General features: G+C 69.1%; 23 protein-coding genes and 1 pseudogene. 12 read left to right on the top strand and 12 right to left on the bottom strand.

What is annotated here, in order from left to right; genetic code table 11:
* Positions 1–55 precede the first annotated feature (55 nt).
* Positions 56–961: a hypothetical protein gene (locus tag ABIA35_RS34820; protein WP_370343909.1), complete on the top strand. Its 906-nt coding sequence runs from the start codon at positions 56–58 to the stop codon at positions 959–961.
* Here ABIA35_RS34820 and ABIA35_RS34815 read toward each other — a convergent pair.
* Positions 909–1,805: an alpha/beta fold hydrolase gene (locus tag ABIA35_RS34815; RefSeq protein WP_370360796.1), complete on the bottom strand. Its 897-nt coding sequence runs from the start codon at positions 1,803–1,805 to the stop codon at positions 909–911. The genes ABIA35_RS34820 and ABIA35_RS34815 overlap by 53 nt on opposite strands.
* Positions 1,806–1,859: 54 nt before the next feature.
* Here ABIA35_RS34815 and ABIA35_RS34810 point away from each other — a divergent pair, with 54 nt between their 5' ends.
* Entirely contained in the window at positions 1,860–2,462 is a 603-nt protein-coding gene (locus tag ABIA35_RS34810; protein ID WP_370360795.1) for a TetR/AcrR family transcriptional regulator, read from the top strand.
* On the opposite strand, the gene ABIA35_RS34805 is transcribed toward ABIA35_RS34810, so the two are convergent.
* Positions 2,435–3,238: a PaaX family transcriptional regulator C-terminal domain-containing protein gene (locus ABIA35_RS34805; RefSeq protein WP_370360825.1), complete on the bottom strand. Its 804-nt coding sequence runs from the start codon at positions 3,236–3,238 to the stop codon at positions 2,435–2,437. The genes ABIA35_RS34810 and ABIA35_RS34805 overlap by 28 nt on opposite strands.
* Before the next feature lie 136 nt (positions 3,239–3,374).
* Positions 3,375–5,039: an AMP-binding protein gene (locus ABIA35_RS34800; RefSeq protein WP_370360794.1), complete on the bottom strand. Its 1,665-nt coding sequence runs from the start codon at positions 5,037–5,039 to the stop codon at positions 3,375–3,377.
* Between the two features lie 130 nt (positions 5,040–5,169).
* Between ABIA35_RS34800 and ABIA35_RS34795 the strand changes: the two genes are divergently transcribed.
* A complete protein-coding gene (locus tag ABIA35_RS34795; protein WP_370360793.1) occupies positions 5,170–6,315 on the top strand; it encodes an acyl-CoA dehydrogenase family protein in 1,146 nt (381 codons plus the stop codon).
* A gap of 9 nt (positions 6,316–6,324) precedes the next feature.
* Here the strand turns inward: ABIA35_RS34795 and ABIA35_RS34790 are convergent, their stop codons facing one another.
* A complete protein-coding gene (locus tag ABIA35_RS34790; protein ID WP_370360792.1) occupies positions 6,325–6,900 on the bottom strand; it encodes a GNAT family N-acetyltransferase in 576 nt (191 codons plus the stop codon).
* A 20-nt stretch (positions 6,901–6,920) separates the two neighbouring features.
* A complete protein-coding gene (locus ABIA35_RS34785) occupies positions 6,921–7,589 on the bottom strand; it encodes a hypothetical protein (protein WP_370360791.1) in 669 nt (222 codons plus the stop codon).
* A gap of 89 nt (positions 7,590–7,678) precedes the next feature.
* Between ABIA35_RS34785 and ABIA35_RS34780 the strand changes: the two genes are divergently transcribed.
* A complete protein-coding gene (locus tag ABIA35_RS34780; RefSeq protein ID WP_370360790.1) occupies positions 7,679–7,900 on the top strand; it encodes a DUF6191 domain-containing protein in 222 nt (73 codons plus the stop codon).
* Here the strand turns inward: ABIA35_RS34780 and ABIA35_RS34775 are convergent.
* Positions 7,857–8,381 (bottom strand): DUF402 domain-containing protein, encoded by a 525-nt coding sequence (locus ABIA35_RS34775; protein WP_370343918.1) that lies wholly within the window; start codon positions 8,379–8,381, stop codon positions 7,857–7,859. The genes ABIA35_RS34780 and ABIA35_RS34775 overlap by 44 nt on opposite strands.
* Before the next feature lie 143 nt (positions 8,382–8,524).
* On the opposite strand from ABIA35_RS34775, the pseudogene ABIA35_RS34770 reads away from it, so the two are divergent.
* The 3 genes and pseudogenes from ABIA35_RS34770 to ABIA35_RS34760 all read left to right on the top strand — a co-directional run.
* A pseudogene (locus ABIA35_RS34770) lies at positions 8,525–9,214 on the top strand (lysophospholipid acyltransferase family protein); the annotation flags it as partial.
* Between the two features lie 417 nt (positions 9,215–9,631).
* Positions 9,632–9,979 (top strand): DUF6401 family natural product biosynthesis protein, encoded by a 348-nt coding sequence (locus ABIA35_RS34765; RefSeq protein ID WP_370343919.1) that lies wholly within the window; start codon positions 9,632–9,634, stop codon positions 9,977–9,979.
* A 57-nt stretch (positions 9,980–10,036) separates the two neighbouring features.
* Positions 10,037–10,423, top strand: coding sequence for a VOC family protein (locus ABIA35_RS34760; protein ID WP_370343920.1), 387 nt, complete (start codon positions 10,037–10,039; stop codon positions 10,421–10,423).
* Here the strand turns inward: ABIA35_RS34760 and ABIA35_RS34755 are convergent.
* Positions 10,420–11,067, bottom strand: a complete 648-nt coding sequence (locus ABIA35_RS34755; RefSeq protein ID WP_370343921.1) for a TetR/AcrR family transcriptional regulator — start codon at positions 11,065–11,067, stop codon at positions 10,420–10,422. The genes ABIA35_RS34760 and ABIA35_RS34755 overlap by 4 nt on opposite strands.
* Before the next feature lie 81 nt (positions 11,068–11,148).
* Here ABIA35_RS34755 and ABIA35_RS34750 point away from each other — a divergent pair, with 81 nt between their 5' ends.
* On the top strand, positions 11,149–12,621 hold the full coding sequence (locus tag ABIA35_RS34750) for an MDR family MFS transporter (protein WP_370360789.1): 1,473 nt from the start codon (positions 11,149–11,151) through the stop codon (positions 12,619–12,621).
* A gap of 126 nt (positions 12,622–12,747) precedes the next feature.
* Here ABIA35_RS34750 and ABIA35_RS34745 read toward each other — a convergent pair whose 3' ends face one another.
* On the bottom strand, positions 12,748–13,878 hold the full coding sequence (locus ABIA35_RS34745) for an IS630 family transposase (protein ID WP_370343923.1): 1,131 nt from the start codon (positions 13,876–13,878) through the stop codon (positions 12,748–12,750).
* 196 nt (positions 13,879–14,074) lie between these two features.
* Positions 14,075–14,893, bottom strand: a complete 819-nt coding sequence (locus ABIA35_RS34740; protein ID WP_370343924.1) for a hypothetical protein — start codon at positions 14,891–14,893, stop codon at positions 14,075–14,077.
* Between the two features lie 291 nt (positions 14,894–15,184).
* Here ABIA35_RS34740 and ABIA35_RS34735 point away from each other — a divergent pair, with 291 nt between their 5' ends.
* The gene (locus ABIA35_RS34735) at positions 15,185–16,849 is read left to right on the top strand and encodes an amidohydrolase (RefSeq protein ID WP_370343925.1); all 1,665 of its coding nucleotides are present in this window, start codon (positions 15,185–15,187) and stop codon (positions 16,847–16,849) included.
* Positions 16,850–16,888: 39 nt separating this feature from the next.
* Positions 16,889–17,239 (top strand): hypothetical protein, encoded by a 351-nt coding sequence (locus ABIA35_RS34730; protein ID WP_370343926.1) that lies wholly within the window; start codon positions 16,889–16,891, stop codon positions 17,237–17,239.
* A gap of 96 nt (positions 17,240–17,335) precedes the next feature.
* Here ABIA35_RS34730 and ABIA35_RS34725 read toward each other — a convergent pair whose 3' ends face one another.
* The 3 genes from ABIA35_RS34725 to ABIA35_RS34715 form a co-directional block, all read right to left on the bottom strand.
* Entirely contained in the window at positions 17,336–17,824 is a 489-nt protein-coding gene (locus tag ABIA35_RS34725) for a hypothetical protein (RefSeq protein WP_370343927.1), read from the bottom strand.
* Between the two features lie 29 nt (positions 17,825–17,853).
* A complete protein-coding gene (locus ABIA35_RS34720) occupies positions 17,854–18,954 on the bottom strand; it encodes an alpha/beta hydrolase family protein (protein WP_370343928.1) in 1,101 nt (366 codons plus the stop codon).
* Positions 18,955–19,051: 97 nt separating this feature from the next.
* Complete coding sequence (locus ABIA35_RS34715) at positions 19,052–19,573, bottom strand: N-acetyltransferase family protein (RefSeq protein WP_370343930.1); 522 nt, start codon at positions 19,571–19,573, stop codon at positions 19,052–19,054.
* Positions 19,574–19,662: 89 nt separating this feature from the next.
* Here ABIA35_RS34715 and ABIA35_RS34710 point away from each other — a divergent pair, with 89 nt between their 5' ends.
* Positions 19,663–20,247: an exonuclease domain-containing protein gene (locus ABIA35_RS34710; RefSeq protein WP_370343931.1), complete on the top strand. Its 585-nt coding sequence runs from the start codon at positions 19,663–19,665 to the stop codon at positions 20,245–20,247.
* Positions 20,244–21,050 carry a phosphotransferase enzyme family protein gene (locus ABIA35_RS34705; protein ID WP_370343932.1) on the top strand — a complete coding sequence of 269 codons (807 nt, stop codon included), beginning with the start codon at positions 20,244–20,246 and terminating at the stop codon, positions 21,048–21,050. The genes ABIA35_RS34710 and ABIA35_RS34705 overlap by 4 nt, the downstream gene beginning before the upstream one ends.
* Positions 21,051–21,128 lie beyond the last annotated feature (78 nt).

Genomic DNA, 21,128 nt, shown 5'->3' with positions numbered 1-21,128 from the left:
CAGCGCGGCCGGGACGGTATTGCCGACCCGGCCGCGAGCGCGTCACGATTCTGCGATGGAAGTCTCCGCGACCCCGGCCCAGACCAAGCGCTCGGACCGGAGACGGCAGGTCGGAGCTGTCACGCTGGCGATCGTGATCGCCGGTGTGCTCGCAGGTGTCATCGCCGCCAACGACGGCTCTCTCCCCTCGGCGATCCCGACCGTCCTACCGCTCCCGATCGCCGCCTGGTTCGGCACGGTCTACGCCTACACCGAGGTCGACTCCAAAGGGCTGCGCAGCCGCTGGTGGATCGAGAAGCACGACGTGCGGTGGACCCACGTCACGAAGATCACCGTCGAGCGGTCCTCCTCCAACCGGAGCGACTGGGGCAAAGTGACAGTCCACGATGCGTACTCCCACCGTTGGCACCTAGGAGCCCCGAACCTGTCCGGTTCCGACAGCGCCGGCTTCCACACCGAGGCCGACCGCATCGTGGCCGACTGCACCACCGCACGCAGCACCGGTCGTGGACCCGACTCGTACCGTCTGATCCGCAGACGAAGCCCTCTGTTTCTGATCGGTATGAGCGTGCTCGCGGCAGCGGCGACCGCCGGCTGGATTCTCCTAGTCGCCCACTCACCACCTCTGGACTGGAAAGCCCACCGTGGGCAGGGTTCCTACGGCACGTTCACCGTGACCGAGGTGAGCTGTTTCAAGAGTTGTTCCTCCAGAGGCGACTTCGTGTCGGCCAACGCCACCGCGGACCGCCACGGCGTATTGATCGACACCATGACCGCCAACCTCTCCGTCGGGGACCGACTGCCCGCGATCAACGTCGACGGCGGCATCCACGGGCTCGACGGCGACGGACCCGTCGTCATCGACGGCGTCTCCGAGACCGTCCTGGCCAGCCTTGCCACCTACGCCTTCACGAAGCTGGCGTGCGACTTCCTGCGGCGCCGCCGAGCGCTGCGGCGTTGACGATACGGTCGATCACCAGCTCGGGCTCGTCGGTGGACAGCGCATGCCCGCTTCCCGGTACCACCTCGACGCGCGCCGACGGAATCAACTCTCCGATCCGCTCGGCGACCTGCCCGGAGTGATGGATCGCGCTACGCGCGCCGAGCAGGAACTGCGCCGGTACCTGAATCCCCCGCAGTTCCTCGTCGGTGAACACGTCGGTCTTCGGGAGCCTGCGACGGAAGCCCACCGACACGCGCATCAGTGCCATGAGGTCGGCGTCGAGGATGGCGCTGTTGTGGACCCTGCGCGACAGCCAGGGCCGTAGCGGACGCGGTGCCAGCCCGGCCAGTCCCCCGAAAATCACCCAGCGGTAGAACCGCCACCCGACCTCGGCGAAGCCCGCCGGATCCACCAGGGTGAGGCGCGCGACGCGGCCCGGGTGGTCGATCTGGTGCTTCAGCGCGATCCAGCCGCCGTATGAGCACCCGACGATGTGCGCGTCCGTCGCCTCCAGGCCGGTCAGCACCTCGTCCAGCCAGGCCGCCGCGTCCCGGCCGTCGGCGATCGGCTCGGTCTGCACGCTGGCGCCCGGCTCGCCGACGGTGTCGACCGCGTAGACGCAGTGGTCTCGGCTCAGTTCTTCGACATACCGGTGCCACATCAGGGCATTCCCACCGGACGCGGGCAGCAGGACGAGCGTTTCGCCCGTCTCAGGGCCGGTGCACACTACGCGGGTGGTCCCGAAGCGGGTCGGCACGTCCAGCACGGTCCGGGAAGCCGGCCACAGCTTGTCGAGAAGCTGCTCATAGGTGGTGTGGAAGCGCTCAGCGGCCTTCGCGTCCTTGAACTGGCTGACTGTCATGATACATATGTATCATGACATGATACGGGTGTACCACGAGAGAGAGGTCACACCATGACCGCCCGCGTCGACCACGAGGAACGCAGAACCCAGATCGCCGAGGCGCTGCTGCGCATCGCCGACACCCAAGGGCTGCAATCGGCGAGCATGCGCGCGGTCGCGGCCGAGGCGGGCGTGTCCCTGCGCCTGGTGCAGTACTACTTCACGACCAAAGAAGCGCTGCTGCTGGACGCCCTAGTGCGGCTCCAAAGCCAGCTCCAGGCCCGCATGAACACCTGGATCGCCGCCGCCGGCACCCCGCCGACCCCGCGCTCGGTGATCACCGCGATCCTGTCGTGCATCGTCCCGACCGACGCCGAGAGCAGCCGCATCGCCCGGACCTACAACGGCTACTACACCCTGGTCCTCAGCGATCCCGACGTCCTGGAGAAGCACGGCGCGGCCCAGCCGGCCGTCCTGGAAGGCTTCCTCGCCAAGCAGGTCCGGGCAGCACAGGAGACCGGCGAGATCAACGCAGACACGAACCCTGAAATGGCCGCGGCGGGACTGCTAGCCATGGTCAACGGCCTGGGTTCCAGCGTCCTGGGCGGCCAGCGCACCGGCGAGGAGGCGCTGACGGTCCTTCGGTACTACCTCGACACGACGCTCTTCACGTAGCTCAACCCACGAGCACGCAGCCGGTCGTGCAGCCCGAAGAAGATGTCGGCGGCCCGCGCGCCCTGCCAGTCCTCCGGCAGCAGCTCCGGAGGCAGGCCGGGGTCGCGGTACGGCATCCGGCGCCACGCGTCCAGGGCGAGCAGGTACGTCGCGAACGCGTCGGCGTCATCGGACGAGTCCGCATCCGAGGTCGTCTTAAGGAATTGCTCGGAGAACTCCGCGTACCCGGCCTGCACCGCTCCGAGGTCCCACCAGCGCGCCGCCGCGTCGCGCAGATCGGCGTAGGCCAGGTAGTCGGCGTGGAACAGGTCCACGTACGGGGCCAACTCCAGCCGCTCCAGCGTGTGGCGCGCCTCCTCCGCCAGGTGCGACGGTGCGATCCACACGCCCGGTGCCGTGGCGCCGAAGCCAAGGCGGGACAGGCGCGAGCGCAGCAGGTGGCGCCGGTGGCGTTCGGTCTCCGGGACCGAGAACACGGCCAGGACCCAGCCGTCGGACAGCTGCACGTCCTGGCGCAGGTAGATACGGCGGTCGCCGTCGGCCAGGATCTCCTCGGCATCCGCCGACAGGGAGTAGCCCGCGACGCCGCCGGCCTGGTGGGCTTGCAGGAAGCCGCGCTGCTTCTGCCGGGATACCGCCGAGCGGACTGCCGGGGCGTCTACACCGAGCCGGCCCAGCAGGGTCACCAGGTCCGCGACCGCTATCCAGCCGCCGAGCTCGCGGCCGTAGGCGCCGAAGAACGACACGATCAGCGACCGGGGCGTCGGCGCCTTCATGGCGGTGGCCTCGGGCGCCGGCCCTTCGGCCTTCGACGGTGCGCTCACTGGCTGCGGTTTCCTCCTGGCGGCGGTGGTCGCGGTCTCGGCGGGCTCGGGCGGCACAGCGGCAACATACCGTGCCACCCGTCCGGGCTCAGAGCAGATCTCGGAGCTTGAACCGCTGGAGCTTGCCGGTGTTGGTCCTGGGCAGCGCCGGTACGAAGTGCACGGCGCGCGGGTACTTGTACGGGGCGATCCTCGCCTTCACGAATTCCTGCAGCTCCTTGACGGTGGCCTCCCCGGTCGGCACCTCCGGCCCCAGGACCACGAAGGCCGTCACCAGCTGCCCGCGATCCGGGTCCGGCATGCCGATGACGCCGGCTTCCAGCACCGACGGATGCCGCAGCAACGCGTTCTCCACCTCGGGGCCGGCGATGTTGTACCCGGAGGAGATGATCATGTCGTCCGACCGGGCCTGGTACCAGAAGTACCCGTCCTCGTCGCGGATGTAGGTGTCCCCGGTGTAGTTCCAGCCGTGGCGCACGTACGTGGTCTGCCGCTCGTCGGCCAGGTACCGGCAGCCGACCGGGCCACGCACGGCCAGCAATCCCGGTTCGCCGTCGGGCACCGGGTGGCCTTCGGCGTCCAGGATCGCGGCCTCCCAGCCGGGCACCGGACGTCCGGTGGAGCCGGGGCGGATGTCGTCGTCGGCGGCCGAGATGAAGATGTGCAGCAGTTCCGTGGCGCCGATGCCGTCGATGATCTTGACGCCGGTCGCGGCGTGCCAGGCCCGCCAGGTCTCCCCCGGCAGCGCCTCCCCCGCCGACACGCAGCGGCGCAGCGTGCGAAGCCGGTTGTCGCCGCCGGACGCGCCGTCGTCGAGCATCGCCAGCATGGCCCGGTAGGCGGTCGGCGCCGTGAACAGGACGCTGACACCGTGCTTGTCGACCGCCGCGAGCAGCGCCTCGGGGCTGCCACGCTCCAACAGCACCGTGGAGGCCCCGACGTGGAGCGGGAAGATGACCAGGCCGCCGAGCCCGAAGGTGAAGCCCAGGGGCGGGCTGCCGGTGAAGATGTCGTCGGGTTCGGCCTTGAGGACGTGCTTGGCAAAGGTGTCGGCGATCGCCAGGACGTCGCGGTGGAAGTGCAGGCAGCCCTTGGGCCGGCCGGTCGTGCCCGAGGTGAAGGCGATCATCGCGACGTCGTCCTGCGATGTCTGCACCGGTTCGAACTCGGGCAAGCCGGCGACCCGGGAGCACCGCTCGATGAGGTCCTCGGGCCCCTTCCCGCCGACCGTCACGACCTGCATGCCGGCCACACCGGCCCCGGCGGCCTGCTCGTCGCACCCGGGCGCGCACAGCGCCACGCTCACCTGGGCGATCTCGGCGACGGTCGCGATCTCCTCGCTGCGCAGCAGAGGTACGACCGTCACCACCACGCCGCCGGCCTTGAGCACGCCGAACCAGCACGCCACGGTCCAGGGGCTGTTCGGGCCGCAGATCAGGACGCGGTTCCCGGGCACGACACCGAGCTCGGAGGTCAGGACGTGCGCGATCTGGTCGCTGTGCCGGTCCAGGTCGCCGTAGGTCCAGGTCTGGGTATCGGAGGTCTGTACATCGGACGTCTTGGCATCGGAGATGAGACACCTGCGGTCCGGCCCGAACCTGGCGATCGCGCTGTCGAGCAGGTGCCCGGCGCAGTTGAGCCGGTCGGGGTAGTGCAGTCCGCCAAGGTCGAAGCGCAGCTCGGGCCACCGGTCCGCGACGGGCAGGCGGTCGCGGGCGAAGCTGTCGACGTGCGCTGACGGAAGCAGGTCCATCGGGTCCTCCAGGACTCCGTGGGGCTGGCTGGGCTGGCTTACAGCGGGTGCGGCAAAGGCAGGGCCGGGCTCGACGGCTCCAGCGTACGGCTTCTGTGACGGCAGTCAAGATTTTGTTACATTGACTCGTATGGAATCCGGCTCCCAGTTCCGCCTGACCCCGGCCCAGTCAGCTTTCTGCGCCCAGGTCCGCACCCTCGCCGAGACCGACCTCGCCCCGTTGGCCGAGGCCGGCGCCCCCGGCCACGTCAACCGCCCCCTGCTCGCCGCCATGGGCCGGCACGGACTGTTGGCCCGCCTGTTCCCCGGCGGCACCGACGGCCGCGCCGAGGCCGCGGCCCTGGACCTGTGCCTGCTGCGGGAGTCGCTCGCGCAGGTGTCGACCGAAGCCGAGACCGCGCTCGCGCTACAAGGACTCGGCACGTATCCCGTAGTGCAGAGCGGGACCGAGGAACAGATCGCGCACTGGCTGCCGAAGGTGGTGGCCGGCGAAGCGGTCGCAGCCTTTGCGCTGTCGGAGCCGGGCAGCGGCTCGGACGCGGCGTCCCTGTCCCTGGCCGCGACACCCACGGCCGACGGCTGGACGCTGAGCGGTGAGAAGATCTGGATCTCCAACGCGCCCGAGGCCGACTTCTACAGCGTCTTCGCCCGCACGACCCCCGAGGCGGGCTCGCGCGGCGTCACGGCGTTCCTGGTCCCGGCCGACCGCCCGGGCCTGGGCGGCGAGCACCTGGACATGATCTCTCCGCACCCCATCGGCCGGGTCACCTTCAACGCCGTCCCGGTCACCCGCGCCGACCTGCTCGGCGAGGTCGACCAGGGCTTCCGCGTCGCGATGCGCACCCTGGACCTGTTCCGCCCCAGCGTCGGCGCCTTCGCCGTCGGCATGGCCCAGGCCGCCGTGGACGCCTCGATTGCCCACGCCGGGCAGCGCGAAGCCTTCGGCGGCCTCCTGAAGGACCTGCAGGCCGTCTCGCACAATCTGGCCGAGATGGCCACCCGCATCGAGGCCGCGCGCCTGCTCGTCTACAGCGCCGCCGAGGCCTACGACAGCGGCGAGAAGCGCATCGCCGGCCGCTCGGCCATGGCGAAGCTGTTCGCGACGGAGACCGCGCAGTTCGTCGTGGACGCGGCCGTGCAGATCCACGGCGCCGTCGCCCTCCGCCACGGCCACCTGCTGGAGCACCTGTACCGGGAGGTTCGCGCGCCGCGGATCTACGAGGGTGCCTCCGAGGTGCAGCGGACGATCATCGGGCGCGAGCTGTACCGGGCATAGGCGCGAGTTCTACCGCGCCAGCGGCTTGGCGAAGCGCCGGCAGACGTGGACCCGGGTGAACTCCTCGCGCATGCGCTGCTCGTCGGCGAGCTTGGCATGCAGGAGGAGGATCACCGGGTTCAGGCCGGGCCGGGGCTGCGGGACGGCTCGCCTCGGTTCCCCGGCATCGGTGTAGAGGTTGGCGTAGACATGCAGGTAGTGGTCGCTCTCGGCGAAGCCCATGGCGCGGTACCAGGCCAGGGTGTCCGGATCGTCGCGCGTCCAGGCGTCGAGGGTGGCCGCCGACGCCGCGGCGGCGCGGGCGGCCGCCTCGGCGAGCAGCGCCCGGCCCAGACCGCGGCGCTGGTGGTCGGGATGGACCGCGACGGTCTCTATGGTCGCCAGTTCGCCGTCGACCGCGACGTCCAGGATCGCAGCCGTCGTCCCCTCCTCGTCGACGGCGACGAGCTCGAAGCCCGGGGCCTCGATGCGCGGTCTGGCGCGCCACACGTCGTCGAAGTAGGCGGTGCTCAGGAAGGACAGGACCCGGCATCGCAGCCAGGACCCCTCGTCTCCGGGCCCGTACTCGCGGATGGTGTAGCCCATCTGCGCCTCCCCCGTCGTCTTCACTGCCGCCGCTCGCTGAACCGAAGCTGTCGTTGACACTCCCACAACAGGTCCGGATACGCCGCGCCGATTTTCTGTAGCGCGCGCCTTCGGAGTGACTTCACGGCTGCGGCACGCCCGATCTGGCCGAACATGCCCTCGATCTTCTCGTCGAATCGGATCAGGTCGTACTGCAGGTAGTTCACCTTCCAGCGATTCAGGGTTTTGTGATCGGCCTTGCCCGCGCCGATCGCGTCGCGGGGCTCGCCGTGTCGGACGGCGCGGTCGGTCAGCACGTCCGGGCCCAGATCGGGGATCGGCATTTCGTCGGCCACGAGGCTGATCATCTCCTCGCGGCGCCGGTCCGCCGCTCTGCGGGCGGCCGCCGATCGTTGAGCGGCCAGTTCCAGGCGCGCCGCCCATTTCGCCGTGCGCTCGGCGGCCAAGACGCGCGCGAGGGCGAACTGCAGCATCGGAGCGGCGTTCCGGAAGCGTGGGATGTACTCGAAGTGGTCCGGACTGCCGAGGAAGTCACGGATCATCGCCGGAGTCCAGCCGCGGGCAGCAAGTTCTCTGCCGTTGAGAAAATCGAGGTCGGTGGTTCGCGGAGCCATGGTGGCGCCCCCTTTCTCCTGTCCCCTCAGGAATGTGGAGGCACCAGGATGATTCGGGGCGAATAGTTCAGGCAAGTCAGAATGCGAATGATTCACCCAGTCGGCCGCACGATTCGGCGTGTCGCGGCCAGGAACGTCCCGGGCGTGTCGTGCGTTGACCGATCATGAGCGTTTTCTTCGACATGTTCGTCCCGAGCCGGCGCCACGTCGAGGACGAACGGAACCGGCAGGAGTGGACCCGCGACGAGGAGGGTGAGGGCGACCCGCACCGCGGTCCGATCGACCTGGACAGCGGCGTGGTCAGCATCAAGTCCCCGGATCAGCAGGCCACCGGTCAGCCGGTCACCAGGCCAGAACCGCCGCGAACCCGCCGCAGTGAGCCATAGCCTCCAGCTCGTCCAGCGAGGCCTCGGCCTGCCCGGCCGTCTCCGGCTCCCGCTCGCGCAGCCCGCTGTCCTCGAACTCGTCCTCGTCCAGGCGCAGGATCTGCGTGTGGTCGCAGGACAGCCACAGGTCCAGGTCGAGGTCGGCGACCTCCAGGCGCGGACCGTCGGCGGAGTCGGCGAACACGGTGGTGGGACGGGTGACGTCGCAGTACCAGCCCTTGATCTTGCCGGTCCCGGTGCGGACCTCCTTGATGGAGTACCAGCGGGACCGCCAGTAGTGCTCGGTCCAGACGTCACCCGGCGCGAACACGGCGAACCCCATGTCACGCGGGGCGTCGCCGAACCAGGGCGCGACGACCACGACGTGCTCACCGTCGTCGTGCCGGACCTCGGCCGGGTACTCGACGTCCGGCCGCGGCGCCTTCAGCAGGCGCACGGTGATGGTCGTTCCGGGCTTCAGCACTGCGTTTCCGTCGCTCACGTTTCCCCATCATTCCAAATACCGGTTCCAGCGGGTCGCGGTAAGTCCCGCCGCCTCAGCGGGGATCGGTAACTTACGGTGAAGTAGGTTAGGGTCCTCCTGTGGCCGAACGCGAATACGTTTATCCCCCGGTGATCCGGGCTATGAAGGGTGCTTTCCGAGCGCTCGACCTGAAGGTCGACGTGCACGGGGCCGACCGGATCCCGCGCAGCGGCGGGGCGGTGTTGGCCAGCAACCACATCAGCTACCTGGACTTCATCTTCGCCGGGGCCGCGGCTTTGCCGGCCAAGCGCAAGGTGCGGTTCATGGCCAAGAAGGAGGTCTTCGACAACAAGATCTCCGGGCCGCTGATGCGGGGCATGCGCCACATCCCGGTGGACCGCGAGGCCGGTCTGTCCTCCTACCGCCAGGCGCTGGACTACCTGAAGTCCGGCGAAATCGTCGGCGTGTTCGGCGAGGCCACGATCAGCAGGTCCTTCATGATCAAGGACCTGAAGAACGGCGCCGTGCGCATGGCGCAGGCCGCCAACGTGCCGCTGATCCCGGTGGTGCTGTGGGGCACGCAGCGGATGTGGACCAAGGGCCGGCCCAAGCGGCTGTGGCAGCGGCACCTGCCGATCACCGTGCTGGTCGGCGAGCCGATGTACCCGAAGAAGGGCCAGAACTCGAACGAGCTGACCGCCGAGCTGCACGCGCGGCTGAGCGCCCTGCTCGACGAGGCGCAGGCGAACTACCCGGACAAGCCCTCCGGCCCCGAGGAGTCGTGGTGGCTGCCGGCACACCTCGGCGGCACCGCGCCGACGCTGGAGCAGGCGGCGGAGATGGACGCGCGCGGGCGCGGCGAGAACCCGGCCGAGGAAGCGGCTGCCAAGCCGGAAACCGTTGCCGAGCCGGCGGAGCCCCAGGCTGAGGAGCCGGCAAAGGCACAAGCCGCGGAACCGCCGAAGACTCCGGTTGCGGAACCGGCAAAGGCCACGGCCGTCGAGGCCGAGGAGCCTGCGAAGGAGTCAGACACGGAACCGGCTGGGGAACCAGCTGCGGAACCGACAGCGGAATCGACTGTGGAACCGGCCGACGAGCCCGCGAAGGAAGCCGTCTCGGCCAAGGACACCACCGAAGACGCCTGAGGTCGCCCGACTCACTGCGGGTGCCGGGGTGAAACCGCTGATTCCAGCTACCGTCGGCACCCGCTCGATCACCCAGTAAAGTCCCCTTTGACGTGCGATGAGCTGGCACTTTACCGTCAACGCATGGATTTCCCGCCGTACGACGACGCGCCCCCGCTGGCCTCCCCGCTGGCGGGCGTGGTGGCCGCGTTCATGTCGCGCCTGGCCGAGTTCGCGTTCGATCCCGGCCTGCTCGCGGCGATCGACCAGCACGCGGCGGCGGTCTGCGACACGCTCAGCATGGACACCTCCGAAGTCCTCGTCCCCAAGCAGCGCACCGTCGCGCGCGAGGACCTGAGCGACTACGTGCTCGGCTTCAAGGACGTCCTGACCGAGACCGGCTGGGAAGAGCCGGTCGGGTACGACTTCGCCACCCTGCGCCTGACCGCCATCTGCTGGCTGGTGCGCGAGCAGGACCTGCTGGCCTTCTGAGGCCGGCCCGGCGGCTCACCGGTAGCCAAGCGAGGGCCTGATCGGACAGGATCAAACATGCGATCCCGACGCGCGGGCATGTGGTGGGGCACTGCGATCGAGGCACCCGACCCCGCCGCCCTGGCCCGCTTCTACTCCGCGCTGCTGGGATGGCCCACCGTCCACGAGGAGCCCGGTGCCGCCATCGTCGCCTCCTCGCCGGAGGGCCCGTACTTCGTCTTCCAGCACGCCGAGGGGTACCGCCCGCCAGTGTGGCCGCCGGCCGAGGGCGAGCAACGGCCGATGATGCATCTCGACTTCCAGGTGGGCGACCTGGATGAGGCCGTGGCCGAAGCAATCGAGTTGGGCGCCACGCCCGCCACGCACCAGCCGCAGGAGAACGTCCAGGTGCTCTTCGACCCGGCCGGGCACCCGTTCTGCCTGTGCCACGACGGTGAAGGTTAGCCCTTCGACCCCGATCCGGAGCGGGAACCGGACTCGCTGACACCACCGATCTCGCCGATCCCGTGCCACCCCTTCTCCAGCACGGCGAACGCCACCTCGACCGTGCCCTTCGGGTCCTTACTGGCCCGCGCCAGCGAGGCGGTCTCCAGCGCGAAGTGCGCAAGAACAGCGCACGCGGCGTCCTCCGGCGCCGCCCCGACCTCGACGGCGATCGCCGTCGCGAGCGCCCCCTCGTGGCGCATCCACATCCGGTGCCAGTACTCGCGCAGCACCGGCGTGTCCTCGACCAGGCGGGTGTACGCCGCGAAGCCCTCGTCCTCGGTGGGGAATTTCAGACGTTCCAGGGTCAGTGCGCGCAGTGCCTCCAGGATGGACGTGCCCGCAGCCCGTTCGCGCACCGCGGCGACCAGCTGGGCCTCGATCTGCGCGTCCTCGTCGAAGACCAGTGCCTCCTTGCCACTGAAGTGCTTGAACAGCGTCGTCGTGGAGACGTCGGCGGCGTCCGCGATCTCCCGGATCGACACCTGGTCGTAGCCACGCTCCAGGAACAGGGCCAGCGCGGCGTCGGCGATGGCCTGGCGGGTGGCCGCCTTCTTCCGCTCGCGCCGTCCGGGTTGCTGGGATTCCGCTTCACTGCCGGTCATGACTCCATCCTAGAGCCATGGTGAACCCAGTGGCAAAGTTGACTCGTTGCACTTTTGAATCGAGTGTGCTTTTCTGAGGCCATGTCCACCACCCCTGCTCCGTCCCCCGCCGCCGCCCCACGCCACGTGCGCTGGGCCCTGCTCGGCGTCATGCTCGCGATGCTGCTCTCCATGCTCGACAACACGGTCGTGGGCACCTCGATGCCGACGATCGTCCGCGAGCTGGGAGGGTTCGACCACCTGTCGTGGGTTGTCGTCGCCTACACCCTGGCCACCGCCGCCGCCACCCCGGTCTGCGGCAAACTCGGCGACCTGTACGGCCGCAAGCACGTCTACCTGGTCTCGATCGTCCTGTTCCTGGCCGGCTCCGCCTTGTCCGGCGCCGCGCAGTCGATGAGCTGGCTGATCGCGGCGCGCGCCTTCCAGGGCATCGGCGCCGGCGGAATCGGCGCGGGCGCCTTCGCCCTCATCGCCGCCCTCGTCCCACCACGGGAGCGCGGCCGCTACCAGGGCATGACCGCCTCGGTCATGGCGATCGGCACCATCGGCGGGCCGCTGCTCGGCGGGTTCGTCACCGGGCACTTCGGCTGGCGGTGGGCGTTCTACCTGAACCTGCCGCTGGGCCTGCTGGCACTGGTCTGGTGCCAGGTCATGCTCGATCTCCCCCTGGTACGCCGACGGGCGCGGATCGACTGGGCCGGCATCAGCCTGCTGACCCTGGTGATCACCTCCGTCACGCTGGCCGCCAACTGGGCCGGCACCACGTACTCGTGGGCGTCGTGGCAGGTGATCGGGCTGTTCGCGCTCGCGGTGGCCGGCATCGGCGCCTTCATCACGGTCGAGCGCCGCTGCACCGAGCCGGTCCTGCCGCCGCGGGTGTTCACCGGCCAGCGGAACTTCCCGCTCGCGATCGCCCTGATCACCGCTTCGGGCGTGGTCATGTTCGGCGCCTCGCTCTACCTCCCGCTGTTCCAACAGAGCGTGCAGCACGCCACGGCGACCAGCTCCGGGCTGCTCCTGCTGCCGATGATGATCCCGATCGTCATCGTGTCCCAGCTCGGCGGGCGCTACATGTCGGCGACCGGCCGCTACAAGATCTTCCCGGTCCTCGGCGCGGCCTTGATGGCCGTGGGGCTGATCCTGCTGTCGACCATGGACCCGACCACCTCCCGTACCACCACGAGTCTGTACATGGCGATCGTCGGGATCGGTCTCGGCGGGCAGATGCAGATGGTCACGACCATCGCGCAGAACAGCGTCGAGATGCGCGACATGGGTGCCGCCTCGGCGAGCCTGAACCTGTTCCGCACGGTGGGAGGGTCGATCGGCGTGGCGGTGTTCGGCTCGCTGTACAACCGGCAAGTGAGCCATGAGGCCTCGGCCGCGCAGGGCGTCGCGAACGGCTCGCACCTGATCTTCCTGATCGCGGGCCTGGTCTGCGCGGTGGCGTTCGTGGCCGCGCTGGCGATCAAGGAAGTGCCGCTGCGCAAGGCGCCGAGTCCTGGCGCCGCACCGACCGCCTCGCCGGCCCTGGCCGACCAGGGCACCCGCTGACCGCACAGCCACAGCTACGACCAGAGCTAGAACCAGGACTAGAGCCTGAACTACAACTAGAACTACATCCAGAGCTAGAACCAGAGCTAGTGCGGTGACCGGATTGGTTCGCCGGTTCATGTGTTGTCATGCGGCCAGGGCGAGGTCGCCTCGGGCGCGTCCTCCCCAGCGCAGTCCCTTCTCGCTGCGGACCCGGGCGCGTTCGCGGCGCTGGGCGGCGATCACGTCGGGGTGGCGGCTGTGGGCGTTGCGCCAGGTCAGGTAGGCGTGCAGGTCGCGGGTCTGCTCGGCGTGGTGGGAGCGGTGGGAGTGGGCCATGGTGAACTGCCGCAGCGGCCCGAACTGCGCCTCGATCGGGTTGGCCCAGGAGGCGTACGTCGGAGTGAACAACAGCGTGACCTGGTTCGCGGCGGCCCAGGTGCGGATGTCCTTGTTCTTATGCGCCGACAGGTTGTCCAAGATGATGAAGATCTGCTGGTCGGCCGGTCGCGTCCGCCGGATGCTCTTGAGCGCGAGCAGGGTGTTGACCGCGCCCTTGCGGCGCCGGTTGATCCCCCACAGCCGGTCGGCCCCGACGCTGTAGCAGCCGTGGAAGTAGGTCACCCCGTGCGTGCGGTGATAGGTGGCCGGCAACCGCCACGGATGCCCGGCCCGGGCCCAGCCGGCCCCGGCCACCGGGCGGATGCCCAGCGGCCCGAACTCGTCGAAGGCGAACGTCGCCTCGGCGTGGTGCTCCAGCGCGTCTTCGATCGCGGCAAGCTTGGCTTCCTTGTGCGGGTCCGGGGACTCCTTCCAGGTACGCGTGCGCTGGAAGGTGACCCCGCGCCGGGACAGCAGCGTGCGCAGCGTCTCACGCCCGATCCGGATCGGGCGGACCGGGTCAGCGGCGAGGTGCGCGGCCAGCTTGCGGATCGACCAGCGGGTGAACGGCGCCCCGGACTTCCCGGGGTGCTTGCTCGCCACAGCTACGACGTAGTCCTCTTCGTCTTCACTGAGCAGGCGGGCGCGGTGGCCCGCCCACCGAGGGTCCAGGCATCGAAGACCGATCTCGTTGAACGCGTGGATCACATCGCGCACCGTGTCCTCGTCCGCCGCCACCAGCCGCGCGATCGCCGGCACCGTGTTCCCACTGGGCGAGGCCAACACGATCATCGCCCGCCGATACCGCACCGCACTGGCCGACCCGCGCCGCACAATCCGCAACAGCCGCTGACCTTCCTGATCGGTCAGCCGCCTGGCTTTCACTCGTTCCGCCATCAGTGCCTTTCCACTCGATGAGACGATCCATCCCACCAAAGCAGGCAACTGCGACAGCTATTCCCGAAGCCGGTGGACCAATCCGGTCACCGCACTAGAACCAGAACTACAACGACAAACGCCAGGGCTCGGGCCCGATCTCGCCGGACCCGCACCCTGGCGTTCCCCGTGCCGGCTGCTCGCCGGCCTCATCGCGTCACGCGGTCGTACCGGGCTCCCGGCCGTATGGCGTGTTCGCCTGCGTGGACCCCTGCGTGTCCGCGGGCTGCCCGGCGCGGGCGTCGGCGCGACCCTTCTGGTAGGCCAGCGCGTTCTGCTGCACCGAGGCCTGCACCCGGGTCGTCTCGGTCTCTGCCTTGGTCAGCATGCGCTCCCAGCGGGACCGCATGGGCTGGATCATGCCGCCGCCGATGCCGACGATCGCGATGCCGGCCATGGTGAACAGCACCGCGTTCAGGATCGGTCCCAGGACGAAGTTCGCGACGCCGATCTGCGACAGCGCGGCGATGGCACCGATGAACGCGATGAACGACCACGCCACCCAGGCCAGCACCTTGCCGTAGGAGGCCGCGGACAGGACGTTCGAGATGAACTCGCGGGCCACGTTCGCCAGCCACATGGCCACGATGACGATGACCAGTGCGACGATCGCCTTGGGGATCCAGGCCACCACACTGTGGATCATGGTGCTGATCGGGTTGGCTCCGAACACGCCTAGCGCCAACTGCAAGAACACCAGCAACAGACCGTAGTAGACGACCTTGACCAGGATCGTCGTGGTGTCCCACTTGGAGTTCGCCAGGACCCGGCCCGCGCCGGCCCTCTCGGCCATCCGCTCCACACCGATCCGGCGCAGCACGACGTCCAGCAGCTTGGCGATCGCCCGGCAGATCAGCCAGCCGATGAGCATGATCACGGCGAACGCGATCAGCTTCGGGATGATGCGCGTGACCGAGGTCCAGGCGTTCGTGATGCCCGAGCCCCAGTCGACCGATATTGCGAGTCTCGGTCCCATGTAGGTTCCTCCATCGATGCGGTGACGGGGCAGATCCCCACAACGTTGGTAACACCCGTATTTCGACGCCGCACTTCAGAAGCGCTGTCACAGTACTCCGCTCAGGTGGCAGGAGTGACAGCGATCCGAGTGTGTGTTCGAACTCCTCGGCCGTCCGGCGGCACAGTGACGTGAATCGGCGGCAGCACCAGCCACGTTGCCAATGTCGCACCGCGCTGCCGGCGGCCCAGACTTGTCCGTACTTGTCCACGACTTCTGTCCGGCCGCGCCGTACGCACCCCTGGAGGACCGGTGACCCGATCGTCGTTCGCAGACCTCGTCTTCACCGGCGGCCCGTGCTGCACCGTCGATCCGGCACGCTCCTGGGCCGGTGCGGTGGCCGTCACCGACGGCCGGATCGCCGCAGTCGGCCGGCCCACCGTCGTCGAAGACCTGATCGGGCCGGACACCGAGGTCGTGGACCTGGCTGGCAAGCTCCTGCTGCCCGGCTTCCAGGACGCGCACGTCCACCCTGTCCTCGGCGGTACCACCCTGCGCCTGTGCGACCTGCACGAACTGCACACGGCCGAGGAGTACGTCGCCGCCGTGGCCGACTTCGCGCGCCGCAACCCGCGGGCGCCGTGGATCCGCGGCGGCGGATGGAGCATGGGGGCCTTCCCCGGTGGCATGCCGACCAGGCAGCTGCTGGACGCGGTCGTCCCGGACCGGCCGGTCGCGCTGCCGAACCGCGATGCGCACGGCATGTGGGTCAACAGCAAGGCGCTGGAGGTCTGCGGGATCACCCGCGACACCCCGGACCCGTTCGACGGCCGGATCGAGCGCGACGCCGACGGCGAGCCCACCGGCTGCCTCCAGGAAGGCGCGATGGCCCTGGTCGACCGGCACCTGCCGGTCCCCACGCGGCAGGAACTGGCCGACGGCCTGCTGGCCGGCCAGGCGTACCTGCACTCGTTCGGGATCACCGCCTGGCAGGACGCGTGGGTCGGCACCGGCCTGGGCATCGGCGATGTCTTCGAGACCTACCTCGACGCCGAAGCCGGCGGCACCCTGACCGCGCGGGTCGCAGGGGCGCTGTGGTGGGAGCGCGATCGCGACTTGGAACAGCTGGAGCTGTTCCGGGAACGCCGTGCGGCGGCGGGCACGGGACGTTTCAGGGCCCGCACGGTGAAGATGATGCTCGACGGCGTCGCCGAGAACCACACCGCCGCGCTCCTGGACCCCTACCTGGATCGCTGCGGCTGCACCACCGACAACGCCGGCCTGGACTTCATCGACCCGGCCGAGCTCAACACCTACGTCACGGCCCTGGACGCCGCCGGCTTCCAAGTCCACTTCCACGCGCTCGGCGACCGCGCCGTCCGCAACGCGCTGGACGCGCTGGAGGCGGCGCGGGCCTCGAACGGCCCCGGCGGCCGCCATCATCTGGCGCACCTACAGGTCGTACATCCCGACGACATCGACCGGTTCCGCCGGCTCGGCGCGACGGCGAACATCCAGCCGCTGTGGGCGGCGCACGAGCAGGCGATGGACGAGCTGACCATCCCGTTCCTGGGCGAGGAGCGTGCTGGGTGGCAGTACCCGTTCGGCTCGCTCAGCCGTGCGGGGGCGACGCTGGCGGCCGGCTCGGACTGGTCGGTGAGTTCGCCGAACCCCCTGTGGGGCATCCACACCGCAGTAAACCGAGTGGAGCCGGGCTTGTCGGCGCGGGAGTTCGCCGGGCGCAAGGTGTTCTATCCGGATGAGCGGCTGGAGTTGGGTCAGGCGATCGCCGCGTACACCGCCGGCTCGGCGTACGTGAACCAGTTGGACGCACTGACCGGCTCGATCGAGGTCGGAAAGCTCGCCGACCTGGTGGTCCTGGACCGGGATCCGTTCGACGGGCCCGCGTGTGAGATCGGCGAGGCGCGGGTGCTGCGGACGTTCGTGGAGGGCACACAGGTGTTCGCATCCGAATAGGGTGCAGGCACGTCGATCACTCAGTCGTATGCTCCGGACATGCACAGCACCTTGACCGAGCACGCCCGATGCCTCTACGGAGACGAATACCGGCCGACCCCCGAGTGCAGCCAGCAGAACAAGCACTCGGACGCCTATTTCGTCGAGGAGCTGACCTTCGCCGGCGCCGACGCGATCCTGGCCATGCTGCGTGAGCTGTCCCCGAGGTTGTCCGACGGCTACCTGCCGATCTGGATCCGGAACCTGTCATATCGGCTGTTGCTGCTTCAGCGGCCCGACGACCCGGCGTTGATGCGGGAAGCCGCCGTGAGTCTGCTGCTGCACGGTCCCGACTGGGACGACATCGCCACCGACCTTCAGCGGCGGGCCGACGCGCTGGAAACCGGCTGACGCTCGGGGCAGTAGCCCCAGCGATTTCTCACCCCTGCAGCCGTTCCAGCCCTGCTCAGGTTCTAGCTCTGGTCGTAGCTCCGGTCGTAGCTCCGGTCATGGCTCCAGTTCTTGCTCCGGTCGTTGCTCGGAGCAGTCCGCCGGAACCCAGAGTGCCTCCAGGTCCTCACACACGATGGTCAGCGTGCCGGTGTGGCACGCGATCTCGTGGCTGCATCCGAGGTCGTGGGGCAGGATCTCGTCGAGGACGACGATCTGCCCGCCCCACTTGTCCTCGGGGTCGTTGACCATGTTCAGCGCGCTGAGGCCGCGGTAGGTGATCCGCAGGTCCTCCTCGTGCTTCCAGCAGTTGTGGCGCAGGAGGACCTCGAAGGTGGCGCCGTCGTCGTCGGCGCCGAAGCGAAGCGTGTCGATCGTCAGGTCCTTGACGCAACGCTCGCCGACGAAGTCGTAGTGGTCCGGGTCCGTGGCGAAGGCGCGGGCGCCGGGTGGGAGCCGCGGGGCGAGATCGGAGAGCTGGTCCAGGTAGGACAAGGGGTTGATCAGGTTCCCGGTGTCAGTGACCTGGATGTCGACGAATCTCACTGGCTGCTCCCTGACGTCCTGCGAGCCGTTTAGAAGGCTTTCTGCAGGAACTTCTTCAAGTCGGGTCCAACCTGCGCCGCCAGGGGCAGCGAGGTGTTGACGTAGTCGGCCACCGGGTTCGGTGTTCCGTTGATCTGCTGGTAGAGGTGGTTGGCGTTCGGGACCTCGTCGTGGACGAGGGCGCTGTCCTCCTTCAGCGCGGTCAGCAGCGGGGCGGTGTCCACGTCGCTGACCTGCGAATCCTTGGTCCCGTGTAGGACCAACACCGGCAGGTGCGCGCCGAGGCTCCTGGCCAGCGCCGCCGGGTCCTGCTGGTCTTCCTGCTCCAGGATCGGGACGTTCGTCGGCGACAGCAGCGCCGCGATGCCCTTGTCGTCCAACGGCGTGGTCACTCCCTGGCCGGCGCGGATGCTCGCGAAGGCGGTGTTCAGCTGCTGGATGAGCAGGTTCGCGGCGGCCGGGGTGATCGTCCCGGCCGCGGCTGCGGCCTGGTAGCCGGCGGTGTACTGCCGGTCCAGCAGGTCGATGAAGCGGATGCCGACCGTGGAGGCCAGGATCAGCGCGTGCGGCGCGTCGGGGGTGCCGGCCAGCTTGTGGGCGAGCCAGAGCGCGTACAGGCCGCCTTCGCTGTGGCCGAGGATGATCATCTTGTGCGGGTCCACACCGGGCTGCGCGGCCAGCGTGCGGTAGGCGTCCAGGGCCTCGTCCGCATAGAGGTCGAACGTGATGCCCTGGCCGTCGGTGTGGGTGGCCAGGCCCGTCTGGCCGCTGCCGAGCTTGTCGTACCGCAGGGAGCTGACGCCGTCGGAGGCCAGGCTCTGCGCGAAGCGCTGGTAAGTGTTGCCCTCGGCAAGCTGTGCGTCGTTGCCGTTGCGGTCGGTGGCGCCGCTACCAGCGATGATCAGGACAGCTGCGCCCGCGTGCTGCTTGCTGGTGCCGGGTTGGAACGTGCCGTAGAGGGTGTCGCCGCTGCTGGTGAAGGTCACGTCGTGGGCTGTGGTGGCCGGGCGCTGCGTCACCGTCCCGGCGGAGCTGCACGCCGCGAGGACCAGCGCGGCCGCCGCGACGGCTGCCACGGCCTGGGTGGCTCGGGTAGCACGGATGACACAGGTGGCACGGATGGTACGCATGGTGTCCCCCTGATCCCTGCGTGTTCGACATCGGATCCGTGAGACCAGCATGCGCCTGGAACATATGAACGCGGCCGGATACCGCACAACAATTGAGCTACTGCACGACCGGGCTGCGCCGTTCCAACAGCAGCACGTCGCGCCACACGCCGGCGACCGTCTTACCGATGCGTTCCTGGCGTCCCAGCACGCGGAAGCCGTGGCGTTCGTGCAACGCCAGGCTCGCGGTGTTCTCGGGGAAGATCCCGGCGTTGATGGTCCAGACCCCCGCCTCCTCGGTCGAGGCGATGAGCGCGCTGACCAGACGGTTGCCGATGCCTCGACCGCGGGCGGCCGGGTCCACGTAGACGGAGAGTTCGACGACGCCGGCGTAGCAGGGGCGTTTCGAGATTCCGGAGACGACGACGTAGCCGAGGATCACCGGCTTCGCGGCGTCTCCGGCCTCGGTGTCCAGGGCGACGAACCGGTGCTCGGTCAGTTTCCCGGCGTCGAACACCTCCCAGCTCGGCGCCGCGGTCTCGAAGGTGGCGTTCCCCTCGTCGATGCCGTGCTGGTAGATGCGCAGGACGTCGTCGGCGTGGGCCGCCGTCATCGGGGCGATCACGATGGACTCGGTCATGCCCGGAGCGTAGAACGGCGCGGTTTCCCGGGTGTTACGTCGGATAATCGACAGGCGGTCAAGGCCTGTGCGCCTCTACCCTGCCGACCGTGGAAACGTATGGACGCTATCTGAACGTGGTCGACGTCGAGGCCACCTGTTGGTCCGGCGAACAGCCGCCGGACCAGGTGTCCGAGATCATCGAAATCGGGCTGACGGTCGTGGACCTGCACGAGCGTGTGCGGGTCGGGAAACACCAGATCGTCGTACGGCCGCAGCGCTCGACCGTGAGCGGGTTCTGCACCGAGCTCACGGGATGGACGCAGGAACAGGTCGACACCGGTGTGACCTTCGAGCAGGCCTGCGACCAACTGCGGCGCGAGCACTACGCCGACTCACGCACATGGGCAAGCTGGGGCGACTACGACCGCAAGCAGTTCCAACGGCAGTGCGGCGCCGCCGACGTGCGGTATCCCTTCTCCTCGGCGCACACCAACACCAAGCAGCGGTTCGCCCTGGCCAACGGCTGGCCGAAGGGAGTCGGGATGCACCACGCACTGGAGGTGGCGAACCTGCCGTTGGAGGGCCGACACCACTGCGGCGCCGACGACGCCTGGAACATCGCAGCCCTGATATTGCAGCTGATCGCGCGCGGCGCCTGGACGGACACGGATGGGGAGACGGAGAAACCATGAGCGACGAGCAGATCCTGGGCGGCGGACTGGCGAACCACGGCCAGGTCGTCAAACGTGGCGACACCGTCGAGCGTCCCGCTCCCCCGCACGCCGCCGCGCTGCACACCTACCTGCGTGCGCTGCAAGAGGCCGGGTTCGACGGCGTCCCGGAGCCGAAGGAGCTCAGCGGGGAGCGCGAGGTACTGAGCTTCGTGCGCGGCGACGTCGCGATTCCGCCGTACCCCGAGTGGTCACGCGGTGAGGACGTGCTCACATCGGTAGGACAACTGCTGCGGCGGATGCACGACGCGACCGCCGACGTACCGATCCCCGACGCGAAGTGGCCGACCGAGTTCGCCGACCCCGGAGCCGGCGAGGCCGAGCGGCTCGTGCTCTGCCACAACGACGCCTGCCTGGAGAACATCGTCTTCCGCGACGGTCGGGCGGTGGCCTTGATCGACTTCGACTTCGCCGCACCGGGACGGCCGCTGTGGGATCTGGCGATGTGCGCGTGGTACTGGGTACCGATGGTTCCGCAGGCCATCGCGGCGGTCGAAGGTCTCGACGGCATGGACAGCGCGGCCCGGTTGCGGATCCTGGTCGACGCCTACGGGCTCGACGACGCGGACCGCCGAGCGCTGCTGGAGCTCTTCGCACCGGCTGTCACCGTGATGCAGACGTTCATGAAGGCGCGCGTGGCCGCCGGCGACCCGGTGTTCACCGAAGTCGACGCCGAGCGCGATCCGATGCGGTACGCGAAGATCCTGGCCTGGCTCGAGGACCAGCACGAGACATTCCTCGCCGCGCTCACCGCCGACCGCTAGCGGCTGCGGCCCTCACCGGATCAGCCGTCGAAGGGGCAGCTGCCGCAGGGGCAGGCATCGAAGGGGCAGGCATCGAAG

The organism is Catenulispora sp. MAP12-49, assembly GCF_041262705.1.
In the GTDB taxonomy this organism is placed as follows: domain Bacteria; phylum Actinomycetota; class Actinomycetes; order Streptomycetales; family Catenulisporaceae; genus Catenulispora.
The sequence above is the reverse complement of the archived record's forward strand: the minus strand, read 5'-3'. Positions and strand labels throughout refer to the sequence as shown.